Source organism: Paenibacillus glacialis (genome assembly GCF_001637205.1).
GTDB lineage: Bacteria > Bacillota > Bacilli > Paenibacillales > Paenibacillaceae > Paenibacillus_AQ > Paenibacillus_AQ glacialis.
In genome coordinates this window covers 96,233-117,972 of record NZ_LVJH01000006.1, presented here as the reverse complement: position 1 = coordinate 117,972, position 21,740 = coordinate 96,233, and the positions used below count along the sequence as shown (strand labels likewise).

Below are 21,740 nucleotides of genomic sequence, written 5' to 3'. Positions count from 1 at the left end.
AATGATAAAAAGTGGATAAATTAAAACCGGGAAATCACTTCTGTAACCAGTTTAAGGAAAGTTCCTTTTACACGCTCTGCCGTTTCAATGACTTCATCGTGACTAAGTGGTTGATCAAGAATACCGCAAGCCATATTAGTTAAGCAAGAAATTCCTACAGTATCCATTTTGGCATGAGTTGCAATTAAAGCTTCAGGTACCGTTGACATCCCTACAGCATCAGCACCTAGAGTACGAATCATCCGAATCTCAGCAGGTGTTTCATAAGTTGGACCCGTCCACCAAGCATAAACACCTTCACGCAAATTCACGTTTTGTTCCGTTGCAACCTCTTTAACGATAGATCTTAATTTTTTATTATACACTTCCGAAACATCAGGAAAACGAGTGCCTAAATCTGCATTGTTAGGGCCAATCAAAGGGTTATTAGCTGTTAAGTTGATATGGTCGGTAATTAGCATCAAATCACCAGGATTGAAATCGGTATTAATTGCGCCACAAGCATTGGTTACGATTAATTTGTCAACACCTAGCGCTTTCATAACACGAACAGGGAAGGTAACTTGATCAAGTGTAAATCCTTCGTAGTAATGGAAGCGGCCTTTCATTGCAACGACGTTCTTTCCTGCAATCGTCCCTATGACAAGTTCATTTGCATGGCCAACCGCGGATGATTTAGCAAAATGAGGGATATCATCATAAGAGATATGTACCGCATCCTCTAATGTGTCGGCGAATGGTCCAAGTCCTGAACCTAAAATGATACCAATGGTTGGTTTAACTTTCGTAAATTTCTCCACATAATGTTTAGCTTCTAAGATCTCTTCTGTTTTGTGCATGTTTGTTTCCTCCTATATGGATAAAATTATTAAGCGCTTTCACGAGTTATTTTAGCATGCTCAAAATTAAAAGTAAACGACTTTTTATCAAATTGATAAAAAGTGGCTGATCCACTTATAATCTGATCTTGATTTTTAGGAGGGACTCCGTTACCATTTTCACTAGAAGATTGTGGCTTTATGAAAGGAGCTTCTTCCTTATGAATGAGATGTTAATAGAATTTCAGACAACTAAAAACTCCAAAATGAAAAAATTAAAATTTCTATATACGTTAATTAGAAATTACGGTCCGGTTAAAGTAGAAACGTTAATTGAAAAAACACATATGAAACCTGCTACTTGCGCCCGTATGCTCGACCAATTAATAAAAGGAAAGCTTATTTCGGGTAGTGAGTTTGGTGAATCTACGGGGGGGAGAAAACCAATTTTATATCGAATTAACCCTAATGAAGCTTATGTGATTGGTATTGAAGTAACGAATCTTTATTCTACTATTTTAGTACTCAATTTAAATTTAGATATTCGTGGCCAAATTAAAATGAAGACGACGAATATTCATTCGATCTATGAAACATTAGATGTTTTGATTCCCAAAATAGAAGACTTGCTGTCAAGTCATCATCTTGGGGTAAAGGATATACTTGGAATTGGAATTTCAATTGATGATCTTTTTAATCAAACCGATCAAACCAACGAAAGTGTTTCTGTACAAATAAAAAAAATTCAAAATTACATTCACAGTAAAATTCCGATTTATGTAACACTTGGAAGTGGTGTGAATTTTGCAGCACTTTCAGAACATCGTTTACACTTTTCAGCTTTAAGCGACCGGTTTTTATTTACGATGTGTGATATCGAAATTCGCATTTCTACAATTACAGGGGGGGATGTTCCTTATACAGAACCTCACAAAACGAATACTTTTGGTCATGTCACAGTTGATATTAATGGATCAAGATGTCAATGTGGTTCTTATGGTTGTTTGTACACCTTTAGTTCCTTGGCAGCAATAAAAAATAAGGTTATTCAATTCGTTAAAAGAGGCAAGCCATCCATTCTTTTGGAAATGGTGGACTCAATTGAAGAAATTGATTATCACCTCATTCTGAAAGCCATTGAAAAAGGTGATGTATTATGTACAGAGGTTCTTGAAGAAGCAGCGTATTACTATGGAATAGCATTATCAAATATCATTTTAACTTATCAACCGGATACAGTCGTATGTGGAGGAACATTGGTCCCGAAGGGTTCGTTTTTTGAAGTAACCAAGCAAACCGTTGAACAAAAATTGAAGATGTATCCGCAGCTTAAAACTGCTATTTTTCCAGCAAATGATTCGTATGAAATTGTATCACAAGGAGCTGGAGGAATGGTTTTAAACCATTTATTGGCATGACCCTAACATCCAATCCAACTGTGTCTACAGCCCCTAATGTAAGGCAACTGTTCCAGATAGGTTTGTGACCGACATAATACTTTATGTAGACCATAAGGGGAGTCGGCTGTCAGATGACAAGATATCAATTGATGCCCAACGCCTTATGGATTCTCCCGAGCCTAGAATAGAGTTCGGATTGAAACAATGAAACAGCATTATGAGCTTTTTTGCTTGCTATTTTATCAATTGAGTAGTAAAGTGATATTAAGCTTAGCGATGTGGAGGAAAACGAATGCGTAATAATACGATGGGATCGTTAATCTGGTTACGATTAATGCGTTTTACGAACCAAAGTAACCAGATGTCGAATGACTTTCTGAAACGTTTTGATTTAACGACTGCTCAATTTGATGTACTCATGCAAGTTCGCATTTATCAGCCACTGACGCAAATGGAGTTAGCGGAGAAAGTGACGGTTACGCAAGGTGGTATTTCGCGTATGCTTGTACGGCTTGAGAACGAAGGGTATATCGTACGTAAGCAAGATTGGAAGACAAAAACGATTAGTCTCACAGCGAAAGCGGATGCTATTCTAGAACAAGCAATGCCTGAACAGTTAGCATTTCAAACGTCATTTTTTGATGATGTATTAAATGAAGAAGAACAAACAACACTATACACATTGATGACACGTGTTCATAAACATAGCCAAAAGAAAGAATTACCGACTGAGTAATTTTTTTTGCACAATCAATTGATTAGTCAAGTTATAAAAGGGAGGAAACACAATGTATATCATTCCTGGACATCACCATATTTCGATGATAACTAAAAATGCTCAAATCAATAATCAATTTTATCAAAAAGTACTAGGATTACGCAGAGTCAAAAAGACAGTAAATCAAGATTCCCCTACGATGTATCACCTATTTTACGGAGATTTAACAGGTAGTGCAGGAACGGAGTTGTCATTCTTTGAAATACCAAATGTAGGAAGTACAGTTCGTGGCACGAATACAATTACGCAAATCGGCTTACTTGTTCCGTCATTTGAAAGTCTAGTATTTTGGAAACAACGTTTTGAACAAATGGATGTAAAGCATGGCGAAATTACAAGTTATGCTGGCAGAGATGCTTTACATTTTGAAGATACAGAAGGTTTACGAATGATCATATTAAATAATAACGGCGAAGAGGTTCCTGAAAGATGGTCAGCATGGGAAGACTCCATTGCCCCGCAACAGCATCGTATATTAGGAATGGGAACGATCGAAATAACTGTTCGTCACTTAGAACGTTTAGCGCAAACATTAACGGACATGTTTGGTTATATAGAAGTATCTCGATCTGATGACGAAGCCATTTATCAATCCGTTGCTGGGAAGTCATTTGGTGAAATTGTCATTAAACAGCAAGAAGGACCAAGTGAGAAACCGGGAAAAGGAAGTATTCATCATTTAGCCATTCGTGTTAAGAACGAAGAAGAGTTGCGCTATTGGGATGCAGTTGTTAAAGAACGTGGCTTCCATTCATCTGGGATTGTGGATCGTTACTACTTCCAAAGCTTATATTTCCGTGAATCAAACGGTATTTTATTTGAAATTGCAACAGATGGTCCGGGATTCACCAAAGATTCAACGGTCGAAGCGCTTGGATTGGGATTAGATTTACCACCATTTTTAGAAGAACGACGTGCAGAAATAGAAGGAATACTAACACCATTGGATTAAATCAAAAGGAGAGAGTAAGCATGGAGAAATATCGTATTGATACAACTAAAGGGCTAGAATTCGGCTTATATTCGATTGGAGATTATTTAGCTAATCCACATACCGGTACAATGATTAGTCCTGAACAGCGTATTCAAGAGTTAATTGAGGCCAGTAAGCTAGCTGATCAGGCTGGACTTGATGTATTTGCTGTAGGTGAAAGTCATCAAGCACATTTTACAACACAGGCACACACGGTCATTTTAGGTGCAATTGCACAAGCCACAAAAAGCATTAAAATAGCTAGTTCAGCAACGGTGTTAAGTACATCTGATCCTGTTCGTGTGTATGAAGATTTCGCCACATTAGATTTGATCTCCAAAGGTCGTGCTGAAATTGTCGCAGGTCGAGGATCACGTATAGGGGCTTATAGTCTGCTAGGATATGATGTGCATGATTATGAAGAGTTATTTGAAGAAAAGATGGAGCTTCTGTTGAAGTTGAATAACGAGAAAACCGTAACATGGGAAGGTCAATTCCGTGCACCGTTGAACAATGCTTCCATCTTGCCGCAACCTCTCCATGGGCATATGCCAATTTGGCGTGCTGTCGGTGGTCCACCTTCTAGTGCGATTAAGGCTGGGTTTGCAGGGGTACCGATGATGCTGACAACGCTTGGAGGACCTGCTATCAATTTCAAGGGTTCCGTTGAGGCGTATCGTGAGACAGCCGCGCAACGTGGGTTTGATCCAGCAACGCTTCCTATTGCAACAACAAGCTTATTTTATACAGCAGCAAATTCACAGGATGCACTTCGTGAGTACTATCCACATATTAATTCAGGTATGCAGGCATTACGTGGTGGCGGCTATCCCAAACAACAATTTGCGCAATCTACAGACTATAGGGATGCGTTAATGATCGGTAGTCCACAACAAATGATCGAGAAAATGCTCTACCAATATGAATTGTATGGTCAACAGCGCTTTATGGCACAAATTGATTTCGGTGGCGTACCGTTCGATAAGATTGCGAAAAACATTGAGTTGATTGCAACAGAAATTATGCCTGCAATTAAGAAACATACAGCCAAGTAGAAACGGCTTCGCCGTCCTTTTTCAAGGACGGCACCCGTTTTAGCAGAAATATAAGGAAAAGAGTATTAAGTGAAACTTATACTATCTTATATTTTAAGAAATAAGGAGTGAGTAGGATGAAGATTGTTGCGATTGCAGGTTCTATTGTAGGGTCTAAAACAAGAACAGCGATAGATTATACCCTCAGAATAGTACGTGAAAAATACCCAGATGCCGAGATTACATTACTAGACCTTGCTGAGTATAAAGTGGTGTTTAGTGATGGACGGAATTATATGGAATATGAAGGGGATACGAAGGTTGTAACGGAAACCATCATGGCAGCAGATGCTATTATTATCGGCACTCCAACATTCCAAGCCTCTATTCCAGCAACTTTAAAAAATATATTCGATCTATTACCCGTCAACGCGTTCCGAGATAAAGTGGTGAGTATGATTGTTACAGCTGGAACAACGAGGCATTATCTAATGGTGGAACAACAGTTGAAGCCGATTTTAGCCTATATGAAAGCACATATTGTACCAACGTACGTATTTATCGAAGAGAAGGATTTCCACCGAAAAGAAATTATCAATGATGATGTGCTTTTCCGTATGGAGCGATTAGTTGAAGATACTGTGTTATTAGTGGAAGCATACACAGGTATTCGTAAAGCGAAAGATACAGAGTATGATTTCTAATGAGGAATAATCATATCAGATCGTCAAACAACATAAGGCAGTTAGAATCTATTTCTTAGGTTCTGGCTGCTTTTTGTTGTTTAATTCTTAAATAGTTGTTATCAAGTAATGGCGCACTTCTAGTAGTACAAAGATCAGATCCCATCGATAAGTTTATTACCCCAGGCGTAATGATCTCCGCGACGGGTAAGAAGCGGTTAGTAGCAATTTTTCTCTAAAATAAAAAAACACCTCTTATTAAAGAGGTGTTGGAAGTTGATATTAGCGCAACGTTTTCAATGCACCGCTCCAAGCGAGTACTTGATCAAGCATACCGTTAACGTTGGTAAGATGTAGATCTGCTGGTTTGAAAACAGATCCGTTCTCAAAATCAGTGAATAGTGACAAGGCTGGGTGTACACGAACGTCCGCTACGGACAATTCACCCAAGATTCCACGCAGATGTTCAGCTGCACGAGCACCACCTACAGAACCATAACTTACGATACCTGCTGCTTTATTGTTCCAAGCATCGCGAGCATAATCAAGTGCATTTTTCAAGGATGCTGATATGCTATGGTTATATTCTTGAACGATAAATACGAAGCCGTCCAAGCTAGCAAGCTTTGTATTCCAAGCTGTTGCTTGTTCTGTAGCATCACTTTCTCCTAAGAGTGGAAGCTTGAAATCTGCGATATCTACGATTTCATAATTAGCATCTCCACGTTGATCAGCGATACGTTTTACCCATTCACCAACTTGCGGACTAACACGACCTTGACGAGTACTTCCTAAGATAATTCCGATATTTAATTTTGACATTGTTGTTTCCTCCTTAGTAGTTGTACTTCCAAATATTTTTCCCCAAAAACTCATTTACCACACCACCAATACTTTATTACTTCACTTGAAGTATCTTTGTCTTGAGATAATAATATCGAAATACCTGTATATTGTCAAGTAACTATATTTATGTTAGTTATTGTCGAATAGTGGTCATTAAATTGAAGAAAGAGGAAGAATATTTTCTTCACCATTGAGTTTTAACTTAATCCTGCTTATAATATAACGATAAAAATATATGAAAAAGGTGTCTATACATGAGCATATTAAATGTTGAAGGATTAAGTCATGGCTTTGGAGATCGCGCAATCTTCAAGGATGTGGCGTTCCGTCTTCTTAAAGGCGAGCATATCGGATTATTCGGTGCGAACGGCGAAGGTAAATCTACTTTTATGAACATTGTTACAGGTAAGTTACAACCCGATGAAGGTAAGGTAGAATGGTCCAAACGGGTGCGTGTCGGCTATCTTGATCAACACGCTGTTCTGACGAAAGGGTTAACGATTCAAGATGTATTGCGAAGTGCATTCCAATACTTGTTCGACCTTGAGCAAGAGATGAACGAAATGTATGGCAGAATGGGTGATGTTACACCAGATGAACTAGAAAAACTTCTTGAAGAAGTAGGTACAATTCAAGATACGCTAACGAGTCAAGATTTCTACATGATCGATGCGAAAGTGCAAGAGACGGCACGTGGACTCGGGATCACTGACATTGGACTAGATCGCGACGTGAACGACCTCAGTGGAGGACAACGTACCAAAATTTTACTTGCGAAGTTGCTGCTAGAGAAACCAGACATTTTGCTCCTTGATGAGCCGACGAACTATCTGGATGAGCAACATATTGAATGGCTGAGACGTTATCTGCAAGAGTATGAGAATGCCTTTATTCTAATTTCACATGATATGCCATTCCTGAATAGTGTCATCAACCTGATTTATCATATGGAAAATCAAAAGCTGACTCGTTATGTTGGTGATTATGAACAATTCCAGCAGGTCTATGAAATGAGAAAACAGCAGCTTGAATCTGCATTTAACCGTCAACAACAAGAAATTTCAGAGCTGAAAGATTTCGTTGCTCGTAACAAAGCGAGTGTGGCTACCCGTAATATGGCTATGTCCAGACAAAAGAAACTCGACAAGATGGATGTCATTGAGCTTTCGAAGGACAAACCGAAGCCGCAATTTAATTTCAAGGATGGCAAAACAGCCGGAAAAGTTATTTTTGAAGCCAAAGGTCTTGTTATCGGTTATGAGGAGCCATTATCTCGTCCATTGGATTTGATCATGGAACGTGGACAAAAGATTGCGCTTGTTGGTGCTAACGGGATTGGGAAAACGACTTTGTTGCGTAGTATTCTCGGTGAAATTCCTGCATTGTCTGGTTCAATAGAGCTTGGCTATAACCAGGAGATTGGTTATTTTGAGCAAGAGATGAAAGAAGGCAATTATAATACCTGTATCGAGGAGATATGGGAAACGTTCCCGTCTCTTTCACAATATGAAGTACGTGCTGCCCTTGCGAAATGCGGGCTGACTACGAAACATATTGAGAGTAAGATCGCAGTTCTGAGTGGTGGAGAAAAAGCAAAAGTGCGTCTATGTAAACTCATTAATACGGAGACGAATATACTTGTATTAGATGAACCTACGAACCACTTGGATATAGATGCGAAGGAAGAACTTAAGCGTGCTCTTAAAGCATACAAGGGAACTATCCTGATGATTTCTCACGAACCTGAATTTTATCAAGATATTGCAACAGATATCTGGAACTGCGAATCTTGGACGACGAAAGTATTTTAAATAACAATGAACAAGCCTATGGGGTACTAACGAATATGTTAGAAGTCCATGGGCTTTTTTTATTGTTTTTCAAAAACATTAAATGGAGGGATTTGGGGGAAATATCTACGATATTAAATGAATAGTATACTAAGTTATTCTACTACGAGGGAAATCCAAATAAACAACATATATATCATAATAGGAAGTGAAATACCTATCATAAGAGCTACATAAAGCCAAGGTGATCTTACAGTATTTCTTAATTCCTGATATGACTTCTTTTTAATATGTAATAACTTAACTTGACCTAAGAAACGATTGAGCAATTTTTCGGATTCACTTTCATCTAGCGAGGATAATTCATTCCACAAATCGGTATGTATTTGTTTGATTTCTTCGTATTTCCCACTTTGTTTTAATGCAGTCACTATACACACTTCCCTTCAGCATATAAAACACCATATATTTGAAAAGGTTGTAACGAAATTGTGACACATGGTAAAATTTTCATGTTATAGTGTCATTATGCATAAAAACAAGCTAGAGCTATGCCTGTACGACATGTACACACAACGGATAACAAGGAATAATCGCAAGCGATCAGTACAAAAGAAGCATTAATAGGTCTTAAAGCAAAACTTTTACATCAACTTGAGAATCACCTATTTATCAATTGCGTATTGATAATGGAGGTAGAGGAGGTTCAGGTATTGACTGTTACAAAATACATAAAACTATTCGGAATTATTATTGGTGTAGTGGTTGTGAATATCCTAGTGCTCTCACCCGGATTTTTAGGGGTTAAGATAGGCGGCAGTCCTCTTACAACTGCGATTGGAGTTACATTGTTGTTCGCAAGTGCGCTTGTGTTGCTTTACGGGAGTTATGCCCTGTTGTTTAAGCAGCCCGTTGTTTTGCCTGTCAAACAGATCAAAACACATGAGGACTACGTGGAGGCTTTGAATCACTACCGTCGGGTAAAGACACTAGGAAATGATATTTCTCTTGCCTTAGAACAGTTGGATCGAATCACAAAGAGGAAGGATACCTTATTAATTGTCCTCAATCAGAGATTTGAACCAACTGAGTTAAGTTACAAGAAGTTTGCTTCCGTCGTTCAGGAGGTAGAAAAGCTATTTTACCTTAATGTCAGGAGTATCCTCAATAGGCTCAATGTTTTTGACGAGTCGGAGTTCCTGAGAGTCATGAGTAACAAATCAACTCGGTTTTCTCAGGAACTTCTTCAAGAAAAGACAACCATGTACAACGAGTATCTGTCTTTCTTGAAAAGTTCTCTAGACAGTAACGAGGAAATATTGTTGAAGCTAGATAAATTACTGCTAGAAATATCTCGCTTAGATAGTTTTGAGCCGGGGGATATTGAGAATATGCCTTGTATGCAGGAAATAGATTCATTGATCAAGCAAACCAAATATTATAAACAGTGAGAGGTGCAAAGTATGGCAAAGAAGAGTAAATTTTTCCTAATTTCAGGTTTTCTCGTGGTATTAGTATTCGCCCTAGTGTATTTCGGGGTGAATCTGACCTCAGATTTGGGTAAGACCAATACACAGATCACTTCGGAAGATGCAGGTAAGCAATTAAGCAAGCTTTACTCCAATATCTCAATTAATACGGAGACACCGGTAAAAGGTCAAATCGACCTTAACCCTGCTGATGTTGCTGAGTCATTGCCGGATATTTCAAAATTCCCGATAACGGTAGATAACGCGACTGATCATTTTGTAGAAATTTTCTCTTCTACAGAGAAATCGGGTACGGGTATCGATGGTTGGTTGACTGAGGTTGCGACTGAGTTCAACAAAGCTAATATCGTTGTAAACGGTGAACCAGCTTCCGTTAAGATTCGGAATATTGCTTCCGGTACAGCCGCTGATTATATTAAATCCGGTAAGTATGTACCAGACGCTTTCACACCTTCTAACGAGCTATGGGGTGAGATGGTAAATGCGAATGGTGTTAAGACTCAGGTTGTATCTAAGCGTCTCGTTGGGAATGTTCCTGGGATTGTTATAGCAAAGGCTAAGCACGATGCCCTAGTAGATAAGTACGGGTCCGTAAATGTCAAAACAGTTACCGAAGCGATTGCTAATAACGAGTTCTCTATGGGGTATACGGATCCATTCGCTAGTTCCACGGGCTTAAACTTTCTTGTAACAGCCCTCAGTACGTTCGATAGCACTAATATTTTAGGAGATAAGGCCGTTCAGGGGTTTGAAAAGTTTCAAGCCAATGTCCCTTTTATTGCATCTACAACGATACAAATGCGTGATGCGGCGAAGTCTGGAATGCTAGACGGGTTCGTATTAGAGTACCAAACCTATATAAATGCTGCAGACTTAAAGGATGCTTATGTTTTTACGCCTTTTGGTGTAAGGCATGACAGTCCGTTATATGCATTAGGTGATGTACCTCAAGATAAGTTAGACATCATAGTCAAGTTTGCTGAGTTCGTCGAGCAAGCACAATACCAGAACCTAGCGAAAGAAAAAGGCTTCAATCATCTCGATGATTATAAGTCGGAAGTTGGCGTCGTCGATGGTAGTCTTCTACCTGCGGCACAAAAGTTATGGAAAGAAAAGAAGAACGGAAGTAAACCAATTGCGGCTGTGTTCGTAACCGATGTTTCGGGTAGCATGGCAGGTGAACCCCTTAATCGCTTGAAAGAATCCTTGTTAAAGGGTCAAAAGTACCTAGGGAAAGATAACAGTATCGGCCTTGTTTCCTATTCGAGTGGTGTAACCATTAATCTCCCTATTGGGAGGTACGACACGAACCAGCAGTCCATGTTTGTTGGTGCGGTGAACAGCCTTCAGGCCACTGGAGGAACGGCTACTTTTGATGGTATCGTTGTCGCTCTGAAATTACTTCAAGATGAGTTAGTACGTAACCCGAATAGTAAGCCTATCATCTTTGTATTAAGCGATGGCGAAACGAATGAGGGTTATTCACTCAAGGACATCAAGGGATTAATTGAGACCTACAAGATTCCAATTTATACGATCGGATATAATGCCAATATTAAGGCGCTTCAAAGTATTTCGAGTATCAATGAGGCCGCTAGTATTAACGCAGATACAGATGATGTTGTCTACAAGATTGGTAACTTGTTTAACGTTCAAATGTAACGTATACCAGGGAGGGTTAACATGTCATTCACAATGGAAATACCAAGTAAAGAAGAGATTCAGGTTGCTATCGAAGAACAGGTTAAGCCCGTTCCCGAGGAAGTGGCACAACTTAAAGAAGTAGCAGAATCCAATGTCGCAACGATCATGGCACTCGATTTCGAGTCGCTTGAGAAACGGAAAGAAATACTGCAATCCATTGACACGTTCGGTATAAATACAATGAAATCATCCTCAGATAAGAATACTTTGCTTCAAGTTTCCGTTGGGAATCTTTCCAAGACGGGAGATGAGGGTGGTCAAGTAGCAAAGGGGCTATCTGAACTACACATTCAACTGAAAGATTTAGACCCGAGCGCTATAGACTTTGCTAAAAGAGGATTCCTTGGCAAGCTATTCAATCCGCTAAGAGCGTACTTTCTTAAGTATCAAAAGGCTGATGTTGTGATTGCGGATATTGTTGTTTCTTTAGATAAGGGTAAGTCTACCCTTAAGAACGACAACACCACATTGGAGATTGAGCAACAGAATCTTCGAGATTTAACTAAAAAGCTCCAAAAGGAAATTCAACTTGGTGTATTGATGGACGAATCCATCGAGTCGCAGATTGAAGCAGCCAAACTTCGTAATGAAGACCCTGATAAGATCCGTTTCATCACCGAAGAAGTATTATTCCCTCTGCGTCAGCGAGTGATGGACCTACAGCAGATGTTAGTAGTCAACCAACAGGGGATTATGGCCATCGAAGTGGTAATTAGAAACAACAAAGAACTGATTCGTGGGGTAGATAGAGCTAAGAATGTTACCATTTCGGCGTTGAAGATTTCCGTAACTGTAGCAAGTGCGCTCTACAATCAAAAGATTGTCTTGAAAAAGATCGAACTCTTAAACCAGACCACGAATGATCTAATCGCTGGCACCTCCAAAATGTTGAAAAATCAAGGCGTTGAGATCCAAAAGCAATCTCTTGAAGCTAGTATTTCGGTTGACACCATGAAACAAGCATTTACTGATGTATTGTCAGCACTGGATTCTATTAGCACCTATAAGCAGGAAGCCCTTCCTAGAATGCGTGACACAATCAATCAGTTCAAGGAATTGGCTGATAGTGGTGAGAAGCAGATTCAACGTCTGGAGAAAGGTCATAAGTTGGGACTGTAATCAGATTCTTGGGAATGCAAATTTCAAGTCTACAGTTTGGCAATTAATAGGAATAACATTAGAGAAAAGCTGCCGGATTAATCCGAGTGGCTTTTCTTTATTTCTTAATACTCGTTCTTAAGGGAGGGTTTCGACAATATATAAATTATAAATCGCATAAAAATACAAAATAGTCTTTTTTATCCTAAAATTTTCAATAAAATTTTAAATGATAAATATATTGTATCCCTTTTTTGTTGATATATTTATCCCTTTCTGAATGTTTGGTATAAATATACAATGTATTTAATTGATTCCAGCGTTACCAATCTAATAGTTTATTGTATTAAAAAGTAGATTTGGAGACGAATAGCCAAAGAGGGAGCTAAATATGAGCGGTTTTAACTTGGATCAGCCTGTGGAAACATTTTCTTTATCGCATCCTCAAAAACGAATTTGGGTGGTAGAGAAAATTCATCCAGGCACTTCTTTATATCATTTAACGGCTGTTTCTTTTAAAAAGAAAACAGTTCATTTTGATGCGTTGGAGAAAGCCATTCTTACCTATATTCGTGAACAAGATAGCACTCGTACTCGTTTTATTGAGCATCAGAACGAAGTCTATCAATATATCAGAAAATTTGAACCTTTTTCAGTGGAAATGATTGATTTTAGCGAAAGTGCGCAACCACAAGAAGCGTTCAATACTTGGTACGAACAATGTGCACAACAAACATTTGATTTTGAGAACAGCCCTTTGTTTTATTTTGCTCTTGTGAAACTGAGTATAAATGAGTCAGGATATATGTTTAAGTTCCACCATTTGATAGCGGATGGTTGGTCGATTGGGAGCATGATTAATTCAATTTGGGATTTGTATGCACATATCATTCAAACCAAAGATTTGCCGCCAATAAAGTCGAATTCTTATGTGGATTTTATTACTAGTGAGCAGAAGTATTTGGAATCAGCCCGGTTTTTGAAAAACAAAACGTTTTGGCTCGATAAATTTCGTACATTGCCTGAAAACAATTTAGAAGGATCGAGTAATGAAATAGAAGGGAAGCGAACTACCTATTGGTTGGATCCTGCATTAAGCCAAACGATAAAGACATTTGTAGGAGAAATGGGCTGTTCTCTAAATACTTTTTTTGTTTCTGTGGTTGTTCTTTATTTACATAAAGTCGAGCGTCAGAAGGATATCGTCATCGGAACACCTGTATTGAATAGATCGGGGAAGAAAGAAAAAGAAATGTTCGGCATGTTTACGTCTACGATGCCCTATCGGATACAGATAGAAGATCAAATGACGATAATAGACTTGTTGAAATATGTAAATGAAGATCTGTCGAAATGCTATTATCATCAAAAATATCCATATGACCTTCTAGTGCGAGATCTTGAGATGAAAAAGGCTAGTAGCCAAAATCTATTCGATTTTTGTGTTAATTATTATAATACGAAGCTAGTTACGGAAATTGAAGGAGATTCGATTGAAACGACAGAGCTCTATGCCGGAAGTCAATTGTATGCATTGCAAATGGTTATTAAAGATTGGGCTGCCGATGGCTCTTTAATGATCAATTGTGATTATAAGATTAGTGCATATACAAATGAGCAGATCGAGCGGATGTTCAGTAGACTCTACCATGTCATCGAATTAATCATCGCGGACCCGTTGCAGAAGATTACTGATATTTCGGTTGTGTCCTCGCTAGAAAAAGATCGCCTGTTAAATGAATGGAATGCTACTTCAGCAAACTACCCTACAAACAAACTCATTCATCAATTAATTGAGGATCAGGTAGAACGAACGCCAGACCATATCGCCATTTGCTTTGAATCTAAGCAGCTTACTTATAGGGAGCTGAACCAACAGAGTAATCGATTGGCCAGAAAGTTGAGAGAACTTGGCGTAGGTCGTAATACGATTGTTGCCATGATGGTCTCTCATTCTCCGGAAGTTATCATCGGCATATTAGCCGTTCTAAAAGCAGGAGGCGCTTATGTTCCTGTTGATCCAGATTATCCTATGGAACGAATTCAGTACATTTTGGAGGATTCTGGAGCGCATTTGTTGTTGACCAACGTGTCCGTTCCTGAAGAGAGTCTATTTAATGGTAAGATCATCGACCTAAGAGACTTAAGGCTTTATGAGGGTGATGTAACCAATTTGCAAGCAATTAATGCAACGGATGATCTTGTTTACCTCATTTACACCTCTGGTTCAACTGGGAAGCCGAAAGGTGTCATGATCGAACAACAAGGTCTTGTCAATTACATATGGTGGGCACGAAAGATGTATATTCGCGAACAGTCTGAAGCTTTTGCACTGTATTCATCGCTTTCATTCGATCTGACAGTGACATCTGTGTTCATACCACTGATCAACGGAAATCGAATTAATATTTATGCAAGTGAACAATCGGAATTTGTACTATATCGGATTTTAGAGGAGAACAACTCGCATATTATTAAATTGACGCCTTCTCATCTGACATTATTGAAGGATCTGGATCTTAAAGAGAGTGTCGTTAGACGCTTCATTGTGGGCGGAGAAGATTTAAAGGCGAGCTTAGCCCGAAGCACATATAACAGTTTTGGTGGGAACATTGAAATTTATAATGAATATGGTCCGACGGAGACCGTTGTCGGATGCATGATTTATCGGTATGACACGAATCAAGATCTTTCGGGATCGGTACCCATCGGTAAACCTGCGGATAATGTTCAACTCTATATATTGGATGAACAGTTGAACCTGCTGCCAGAAGGGGCTATAGGGGAGTTATACATTTCAGGAGATGGGGTGGCTAGAGGCTACCGCAACCGACAAGATATGACTCAGGATCGATTTTTGCCGAATCCGTTTGTAACGGATACTCGATTGTATAGAACCGGCGATTTGGTTCGCTATAACTCTAGTGGACAGATGGATTATCTAGGCCGAATAGATAATCAGGTCAAGATAAGGGGATTTCGAATTGAGCTTGGAGAAATAGAAAGCCAAATCATTGACGAAATGGGGGTGTATGATGCTGTAGTAATTGATCGAACGCAAGAAGACGGTTCGACCTATTTATGCGCTTATTATATCGCTGACCGGGAGATAAGCGAAGGCGAACTGCGAGGATCTTTACTAAGTAGGTTGCCTGGCTATATGGTACCTACATATTTTGTGAGGGTTGATCAGATCCCTTTGACGCCGAACGGGAAGGTAGATAGAACCAAGCTCCCAGAGGTTATTAAAAAAGATGTTCTTCCTGAGACCGCTGATCAACCTATCAATGTTATAGAAGAAGTGCTTATCCAAACGTACCAAACGATTCTGAATGTAAATAGAATCGGACGCAGACATAATTTCTATCACATGGGTGGCGATTCCATTAAAGCGATCCAAATTGCTGCTAAATTAAATGAAGCAGGTCTGAAAGTGAAGGTCAAAGACATACTAGCTCTTCCGGTTTTATTCGAGCTGGCAGCTGTGTTGAGTTTTCACGATAAGTCAAGTCAAATGCAGATTCAGCAAAAACCTGCAGAAGGTGACATATCAGCATTGCCCATTACTTCATGGTTTTTTGAACAAGCATTTACTAAAGAGGATCATTGGCATCAATCCGTACTTCTTAAGCTCAAGCAGCCTATGCATTTGCGAGAAGTTAAATTAATTGTAAATGAGTTAATAGCTCATCATGATTCGTTACGGATCAATTATCGACGTGAGTCAAGAACCCTATTTTATAATTCGAGTCATCTGCAGGCTCTTGATCTAGTGGAAGAGATAGATTTGACAGGCTTTACGAATAAGCAGCAACAAGAAAAAATGATCGAGCATGGATATCGGATCAAATCACAATTCAATATAGAAAATGATCCTTTGTTCCGTGCCTGCTTATTTGTGACCGATACGTTAGGTGGCAGAACACTTCTTTTAACAGCGCATCATCTCGTCATCGATGCCGTTTCATGGCGGATTTTACTGGACGATTTCACACTGCTTGCAGACCAGTTTAGACACACTGGAAAGCTCCAGCTACCACAGAAAACCCATTCTTATCAGGTATGGGCGGAGTTCCTGCAAGCGTATGGTAAGGAAGAGGGCTTGAAGGAGCTATCCTACTGGAGAAAGGTCATAGAGAACGGGAATGAATTTACGGCTATGTATAAGGACAATTCCATATCGAATAGTCTACCGTCTCAGCAGCATATGATTCATGCTCAACTGGAAGTGGAAGAGACACGGTTACTGCTCACTGAGGCCAATACAGCATATCGAACAGAGGCTAATGATTTATTAGTGCTAACGCTAGGACTTGCTGTAAGAAACCTGACGCAAAGAGAAAATATCGTTCTTGAGTTAGAAGGGCATGGGCGAGAAGAGCTAAGTGACGACATTGATCTTACGCGAACTTTAGGATGGTTTACGAGTCTATATCCTGTTCTCTTGCACCTTACTGGACACGATTATGCAGACTTGATTAAGAGTGTTAAAGAGCAGCTTCGAACGATTCCCCATAAGGGAATTGGCTATGGAATCTTACGATATATCAGCCAGTCTCTGCCACAATCGCAAGGGAGATCGGCGATTCGTTTTAATTACTTGGGCCAAATGGATAACGGATTTGACAATCATCTATTCCAATTGCTACAAGATGATTCGGGTGCGGATCATGCGCCTGAGAATAGACTCTCCTGTGCTTTGGATATTATCGCTGCTGTCATCGACGGAAGTTTACAAATTACAGTGACATACGATGCAGCTTCACACGAGATGAACGAAATTGAGAGATTTTTGACGCATTTTACAAAGACGCTTAGCGAATTGATCCATTACTGCGTTTACGATGCTAAAAAGCAATTCACGCCATCCGATTTTGACACTGCATCTTTGCTACAGTCGGAGATCGAAATGCTTTTTGAATAACAAGGAAGAGGTAGTGAATATGAAAAAAATTACAAATACGCTAGTAATTATCTTTCTCAGCCTCTTGTGCTTTACTGTCTCTTTTGTACCATACAGACAAGCTGATGCATCATCGTCTGCAGAGACGGAGAGTGAAAAAATTGATACGGTTATTCAGAAAAATATGGATCGAAGCAAAATCCCCGGGGTTTCCGTTGTTGTTGTAAAAGGTAGCGAGATCGTGTACAACAAAGCCTTTGGTTATGCGGATGTGCAGTCCAAAAAACCAGCGAGTCCAAACACACTTTATGAGCTAGGCTCCACGAGTAAAACTTATACCGCGTTAGGTATTCTTTATTTACGGGATCAGGGTCTTATTGATTTGGATGATCCGGTCACTACTTATTTACCTTGGCTCAAGCTGAACTATAAAGGAAAAGAAGCTGTCATCACCTTACGAAATCTGTTACACCACACCAGTGAAATTCCGACTAGTATTCTCGGGGAGCTCCCAGAGATTAGCGGTGAAAGAGCAATAGAAGACACGGTTCGCATTTTAGTAGACAGAGAATTGAAATATCCACCTGGAGATCGCTTTATATATTCAACCATTAATTACGATGTACTTGCATTGATTATTCAACAAGTTACTGGGCAGAGTTATGAAGAATTTATGAAAGCAAAAATCTTGAGCCCACTCGGTTTAAAACAAACGTATATCGGTCGAAACGAGGTTCCACCAGCGTTATTTTCAACAGGGTATAAGTTTTGGTTAGGCTCTACGAAGAGTTACGATGCTCCAATGTTCGGAGGCAACATACCTGCTGGTTATATCATTACAAGCAGCACGGATATGGGGCAATGGCTCAAAGTTCAATTAGGGACCGCTCAAGTCGATTCGAAATATATGCAACTGACGAAAGAATCGCAAATAGCTAACCGAACAGTTGCCCCGTTTGTAGATGGTACTTCCTATGCCATGGGTTGGAATGTGGTGCAGCAGGGCGGAGGAGAACTATTCCATGATGGAAGTAATCCTAACTATTTCTCCAGTGTCGTCATTCGCCCAGGTGAACAGTACGGAGTAGCCGTGCTGGCCAATCTGAATTCGTATACACCGCAAAAAATAAGTAGAGAAATCATGAATATCCTCATGAACACGGAAGATGTCATTATCCCTTACTCTGACAATTATCAACGTTTGGATAGAGTAAGTACGTTCATCTTGAGTTTATTCGTTCCATTGGTCGCTGTTCTGCTCTATTTGAATATCGCCTTAGTGGTGCAGACTTTACGTAAAACAAGGAGATATGCCAAGCTATCCATTAAAAATGTTATGGGATTACTACTGCTTCTACCCGTCATCGCAGGATTTTATTTATGCATTTATTATGTTCCCTACATTTATATTTTCGGATATAACTGGCAAGCTGTTAAGGTTTATGGGCCGGATACGATTATGCTAGCTACCTATGCAGTGATCGCAGCCGGAGGATTATTTTTAGTGTATTACGTACTGAACTTCATATTCCCCAAGCATGAAAAGACTTCTTATTTTAATTTGGCAATTTTAAGTATACTCAGCGGTTTCGGTAATGCGCTTGTGGTATTCACTGTAAATGATGTCGTGAGTCGAACGTCCACGCTTGGCTTTAATCGTGCAGATAACAGTACCAATATTTTGTTTATTTACTTTGTAATGGGGCTTGTACTGTATGTGGCGGGACAACGAATCATTCGACCGCAGTTAATTAAGCTTTCCAACAATATTATCTATAAGAAACGGACGGAATTGATTTCTAATATTTTACGGACGAGCTATCAGGATTTGGAAAAAATCAAGCATGAAAATATTCAATCCTGTCTCAATAATGATACGGAAATGATCAGCCGGATCGTGAATTTGATTGTTGGCGGTGTAACAAGCGCGATCACGTTAATTTTCTGCTTTATATATCTAGGTACGATGAATATTTATGGGGCCTTGGTTACATTTGGTATCGTAGTGTTGGCAGCCGGTGTCTTCTTTTTAATTGGAAAAAGTGCCAACAAACTTTGGGAGCAGACACGTGATATTCAAAATGTCTTTTTTAAATATATCACTGATCTGATGTATGGGTTTAAGGAACTCTCGCTGAATCGCAGTAAAAGACGCGCATTTCAATCAGACATTGTGGAAAGCTGCGATGAATACAGAGTGAAACGAGCTCAAGGCGATATTAAATTTGCTGGCGTTTTTATTGCAGGAGAATTAATTTTTGTATTGGTTCTCGGACTTATTGCATTCATGTTCCCCTTGATTTTTCCAGATAACTATTCGTTTATTCGCGACTACGTATTTGTATTCATTTATATGGCAGGGCCAATCATGATCCTTTTGCAAGCCATTCCTGAGTTCACAATGGTACGCATCAGTTGGAAGCGTATTGACGCGATGTCGGAGACCTTACAGTCGGTAGCTAGGAAAAGTGATGATAGCTTAGCTGCTACCAGTGAAGAGGAAGAAATTCAATTGGAATTACGCAACGTTGAGTATCATTACAAAAATGAACATGGTGAATTTTTCTTCGGACCGTTCTCAAATACGTTTAAATCAGGTGAAATTGTATTTATTACAGGGGGGAATGGTAGCGGAAAGTCAACGCTCGCTAAGTTAATGACGACGTTATATCGGCCGGATGCAGGCCAGATTTTACTCAATAGCCAAGTCATAGAAGCCGAAGAGTTAAGCGAATACTATTCTACCGTGTTTGCCGATTTCCATTTGTTTGACCGATTGTATGGTATTGATTATAAGAACAAGGAACAAGACATTCAGACGTATCTAAAACTATTAAAGTTGGATGAGAAAATAAAGATTGAGGATGGCGTACTCAAAGGGGCTCAATTGTCCACAGGCCAAAGAAAACGGTTAGCCTTGCTCATCAGTTATTTGGAGGATCGTCCGATTTGTCTGTTCGATGAATGGGCTGCAGACCAAGATCCGGAATTCCGTAAATTTTTCTACCATGATTTGCTTCCCGAAATGCGAAAACGCGGCAAGCTAGTCATTGCGATAACGCATGATGATATGTATTTTTCACTTGCAGATAAAATGATTAAATTGGATCTGGGCCATCTTGTTGACTCGGACGAATCTAAGAAAGCGTCTGAATAGCTCAATAAGGGTACTAATAGAAATACGAGAGGATGTTTGAAGATGAAAGAATTAGTTAAAGAACACATGGTTTTGAAAGGTTTCGAACCTGCTTTTCATTTACGTGAGACAGAGGTAGCTATTTTTCATTTGAAACGATTCTTCGAACAACAGTTGGCAGAACGATTACATTTAACCCATGTCTCTACACCACTGTTTGTGAAGGCGGGTACAGGTATTAACGATAATTTGAACGGTGAGGAGCAGCCGGTCACCTTCAGTGCACGAAGTATTCCCGAGGTAGCTATTGAAATTGTTCATTCCCTTGCCAAATGGAAGCGTATGGCCTTGGCCCGGTACGGTTGTGAACCACATACAGGCTTGTATACGATAATGCAAGCGATTCGCAAGGACGAAGAACTGGATAATCTGCATTCCATATATGTGGATCAGTGGGATTGGGAGCAAGTGATCCTGAAATCAGAGCGCACTATAGCTACTTTACAGCAAGTGGTTACAGACATATATGAAGTTCTAAAAGATACAGAACTATATGCAGCGACTTTACTTCCAAACTATATAACTGAGCTGCCTAAAGAGATAAGCTTTATCACATCCCAGGAACTAGAAGATCAATATCCGAACCTTTCGGGCAAGGAACGTGAGGATGTTATCGCTAAGGAAAAAGGCGCAGTATTCATAATGCAAATTGGACATGCATTGAAATCAGGCGTTAAGCACGATGGCCGTTCCCCTGATTACGATGACTGGCAATTAAACGGGGATATTATCGTGTGGAATCCTATCTTAGAGCGAGCGTTCGAAGTTTCTTCCATGGGCATTCGTGTCGATGAAACTGCGCTACTTGATCAGTTAAAGATTGCTGGTTGTGAGGAACGTGAACAGTTACTATTCCATCAGGCAGTGCTTCAAGGAAAGCTGCCTTATAGCATAGGCGGCGGTATTGGGCAGTCTCGTGTGTGCATGCTCTTGTTACGCAAGGCGCATATTGGCGAAGTTCAAGCTTCGGTATGGCCTACAGAAATGGAAAAAGAATTTTCAAGCGCAGATATACATTTTCTATAAA

Annotated in this window: 15 protein-coding genes; 12 read left to right on the top strand and 3 right to left on the bottom strand. The window is 39.6% G+C overall.

Annotated features, from left to right (window positions below; genetic code table 11):
* Positions 1–20 precede the first annotated feature (20 nt).
* Entirely contained in the window at positions 21–839 is an 819-nt protein-coding gene (locus PGLA_RS04985) for a purine-nucleoside phosphorylase (protein ID WP_068529632.1), read from the bottom strand.
* 200 nt (positions 840–1,039) lie between these two features.
* Between PGLA_RS04985 and PGLA_RS04980 the strand changes: the two genes are divergently transcribed.
* The 5 genes from PGLA_RS04980 to PGLA_RS04960 all read left to right on the top strand — a co-directional run bounded on the left by PGLA_RS04980 (position 1,040) and on the right by PGLA_RS04960 (position 5,707).
* Positions 1,040–2,236 (top strand): ROK family protein, encoded by a 1,197-nt coding sequence (locus tag PGLA_RS04980; protein WP_211269501.1) that lies wholly within the window; start codon positions 1,040–1,042, stop codon positions 2,234–2,236.
* A gap of 274 nt (positions 2,237–2,510) precedes the next feature.
* Positions 2,511–2,954 (top strand): MarR family winged helix-turn-helix transcriptional regulator, encoded by a 444-nt coding sequence (locus PGLA_RS04975; protein WP_068529631.1) that lies wholly within the window; start codon positions 2,511–2,513, stop codon positions 2,952–2,954.
* A gap of 52 nt (positions 2,955–3,006) precedes the next feature.
* Complete coding sequence (locus tag PGLA_RS04970; RefSeq protein WP_068529629.1) at positions 3,007–3,948, top strand: ring-cleaving dioxygenase; 942 nt, start codon at positions 3,007–3,009, stop codon at positions 3,946–3,948.
* A gap of 20 nt (positions 3,949–3,968) precedes the next feature.
* A complete protein-coding gene (locus PGLA_RS04965) occupies positions 3,969–5,024 on the top strand; it encodes an LLM class flavin-dependent oxidoreductase (protein WP_068529627.1) in 1,056 nt (351 codons plus the stop codon).
* 116 nt (positions 5,025–5,140) lie between these two features.
* Positions 5,141–5,707 carry an NADPH-dependent FMN reductase gene (locus PGLA_RS04960; RefSeq protein ID WP_068529625.1) on the top strand — a complete coding sequence of 189 codons (567 nt, stop codon included), beginning with the start codon at positions 5,141–5,143 and terminating at the stop codon, positions 5,705–5,707.
* A 261-nt stretch (positions 5,708–5,968) separates the two neighbouring features.
* Here PGLA_RS04960 and PGLA_RS04955 read toward each other — a convergent pair whose 3' ends face one another.
* Entirely contained in the window at positions 5,969–6,508 is a 540-nt protein-coding gene (locus PGLA_RS04955) for an NADPH-dependent FMN reductase (protein ID WP_068529623.1), read from the bottom strand.
* A gap of 278 nt (positions 6,509–6,786) precedes the next feature.
* Between PGLA_RS04955 and PGLA_RS04950 the strand changes: the two genes are divergently transcribed.
* Positions 6,787–8,343, top strand: a complete 1,557-nt coding sequence (locus PGLA_RS04950; protein ID WP_068529620.1) for an ABC-F family ATP-binding cassette domain-containing protein — start codon at positions 6,787–6,789, stop codon at positions 8,341–8,343.
* A gap of 134 nt (positions 8,344–8,477) precedes the next feature.
* On the opposite strand, the gene PGLA_RS04945 is transcribed toward PGLA_RS04950, so the two are convergent.
* Positions 8,478–8,753, bottom strand: a complete 276-nt coding sequence (locus tag PGLA_RS04945; RefSeq protein WP_068529617.1) for a hypothetical protein — start codon at positions 8,751–8,753, stop codon at positions 8,478–8,480.
* Between the two features lie 282 nt (positions 8,754–9,035).
* Here PGLA_RS04945 and PGLA_RS04940 point away from each other — a divergent pair, with 282 nt between their 5' ends.
* The 6 genes from PGLA_RS04940 (at position 9,036) to asnA (ending at position 21,739) form a co-directional block, all read left to right on the top strand.
* Positions 9,036–9,773, top strand: a complete 738-nt coding sequence (locus PGLA_RS04940) for a hypothetical protein (protein WP_145939484.1) — start codon at positions 9,036–9,038, stop codon at positions 9,771–9,773.
* A 12-nt stretch (positions 9,774–9,785) separates the two neighbouring features.
* The gene (locus PGLA_RS04935; protein ID WP_068529612.1) at positions 9,786–11,474 is read left to right on the top strand and encodes a vWA domain-containing protein; all 1,689 of its coding nucleotides are present in this window, start codon (positions 9,786–9,788) and stop codon (positions 11,472–11,474) included.
* Positions 11,475–11,495: 21 nt separating this feature from the next.
* The gene (locus tag PGLA_RS04930) at positions 11,496–12,635 is read left to right on the top strand and encodes a toxic anion resistance protein (RefSeq protein ID WP_068529609.1); all 1,140 of its coding nucleotides are present in this window, start codon (positions 11,496–11,498) and stop codon (positions 12,633–12,635) included.
* 370 nt (positions 12,636–13,005) lie between these two features.
* Positions 13,006–17,538, top strand: coding sequence for a non-ribosomal peptide synthetase (locus PGLA_RS04925; RefSeq protein WP_068529606.1), 4,533 nt, complete (start codon positions 13,006–13,008; stop codon positions 17,536–17,538).
* Positions 17,539–17,557: 19 nt separating this feature from the next.
* Positions 17,558–20,674: a cyclic peptide export ABC transporter gene (locus tag PGLA_RS04920; RefSeq protein ID WP_068529813.1), complete on the top strand. Its 3,117-nt coding sequence runs from the start codon at positions 17,558–17,560 to the stop codon at positions 20,672–20,674.
* Between the two features lie 66 nt (positions 20,675–20,740).
* The gene (gene asnA, locus PGLA_RS04915; RefSeq protein ID WP_245699728.1) at positions 20,741–21,739 is read left to right on the top strand and encodes an aspartate--ammonia ligase; all 999 of its coding nucleotides are present in this window, start codon (positions 20,741–20,743) and stop codon (positions 21,737–21,739) included.
* Position 21,740: the final 1 nt, after the last annotated feature.

What these genes read in the sequence shown, in the direction of transcription:
- PGLA_RS04985 (WP_068529632.1), bottom strand. Translation starts at nt 839, where the DNA reads ATGCACAAAACAGAAGAGATCTTAGAAGCTAAACATTATGTGGAGAAA.
- PGLA_RS04980 (WP_211269501.1), top strand. Translation starts at nt 1,040, where the DNA reads ATGAATGAGATGTTAATAGAATTTCAGACAACTAAAAACTCCAAAATG.
- PGLA_RS04975 (WP_068529631.1), top strand. Translation starts at nt 2,511, where the DNA reads ATGCGTAATAATACGATGGGATCGTTAATCTGGTTACGATTAATGCGT.
- PGLA_RS04970 (WP_068529629.1), top strand. Translation starts at nt 3,007, where the DNA reads ATGTATATCATTCCTGGACATCACCATATTTCGATGATAACTAAAAAT.
- PGLA_RS04965 (WP_068529627.1), top strand. Translation starts at nt 3,969, where the DNA reads ATGGAGAAATATCGTATTGATACAACTAAAGGGCTAGAATTCGGCTTA.
- PGLA_RS04960 (WP_068529625.1), top strand. Translation starts at nt 5,141, where the DNA reads ATGAAGATTGTTGCGATTGCAGGTTCTATTGTAGGGTCTAAAACAAGA.
- PGLA_RS04955 (WP_068529623.1), bottom strand. Translation starts at nt 6,508, where the DNA reads ATGTCAAAATTAAATATCGGAATTATCTTAGGAAGTACTCGTCAAGGT.
- PGLA_RS04950 (WP_068529620.1), top strand. Translation starts at nt 6,787, where the DNA reads ATGAGCATATTAAATGTTGAAGGATTAAGTCATGGCTTTGGAGATCGC.
- PGLA_RS04935 (WP_068529612.1), top strand. Translation starts at nt 9,786, where the DNA reads ATGGCAAAGAAGAGTAAATTTTTCCTAATTTCAGGTTTTCTCGTGGTA.
- PGLA_RS04930 (WP_068529609.1), top strand. Translation starts at nt 11,496, where the DNA reads ATGTCATTCACAATGGAAATACCAAGTAAAGAAGAGATTCAGGTTGCT.
- PGLA_RS04925 (WP_068529606.1), top strand. Translation starts at nt 13,006, where the DNA reads ATGAGCGGTTTTAACTTGGATCAGCCTGTGGAAACATTTTCTTTATCG.
- PGLA_RS04920 (WP_068529813.1), top strand. Translation starts at nt 17,558, where the DNA reads ATGAAAAAAATTACAAATACGCTAGTAATTATCTTTCTCAGCCTCTTG.
- asnA (WP_245699728.1), top strand. Translation starts at nt 20,741, where the DNA reads ATGGTTTTGAAAGGTTTCGAACCTGCTTTTCATTTACGTGAGACAGAG.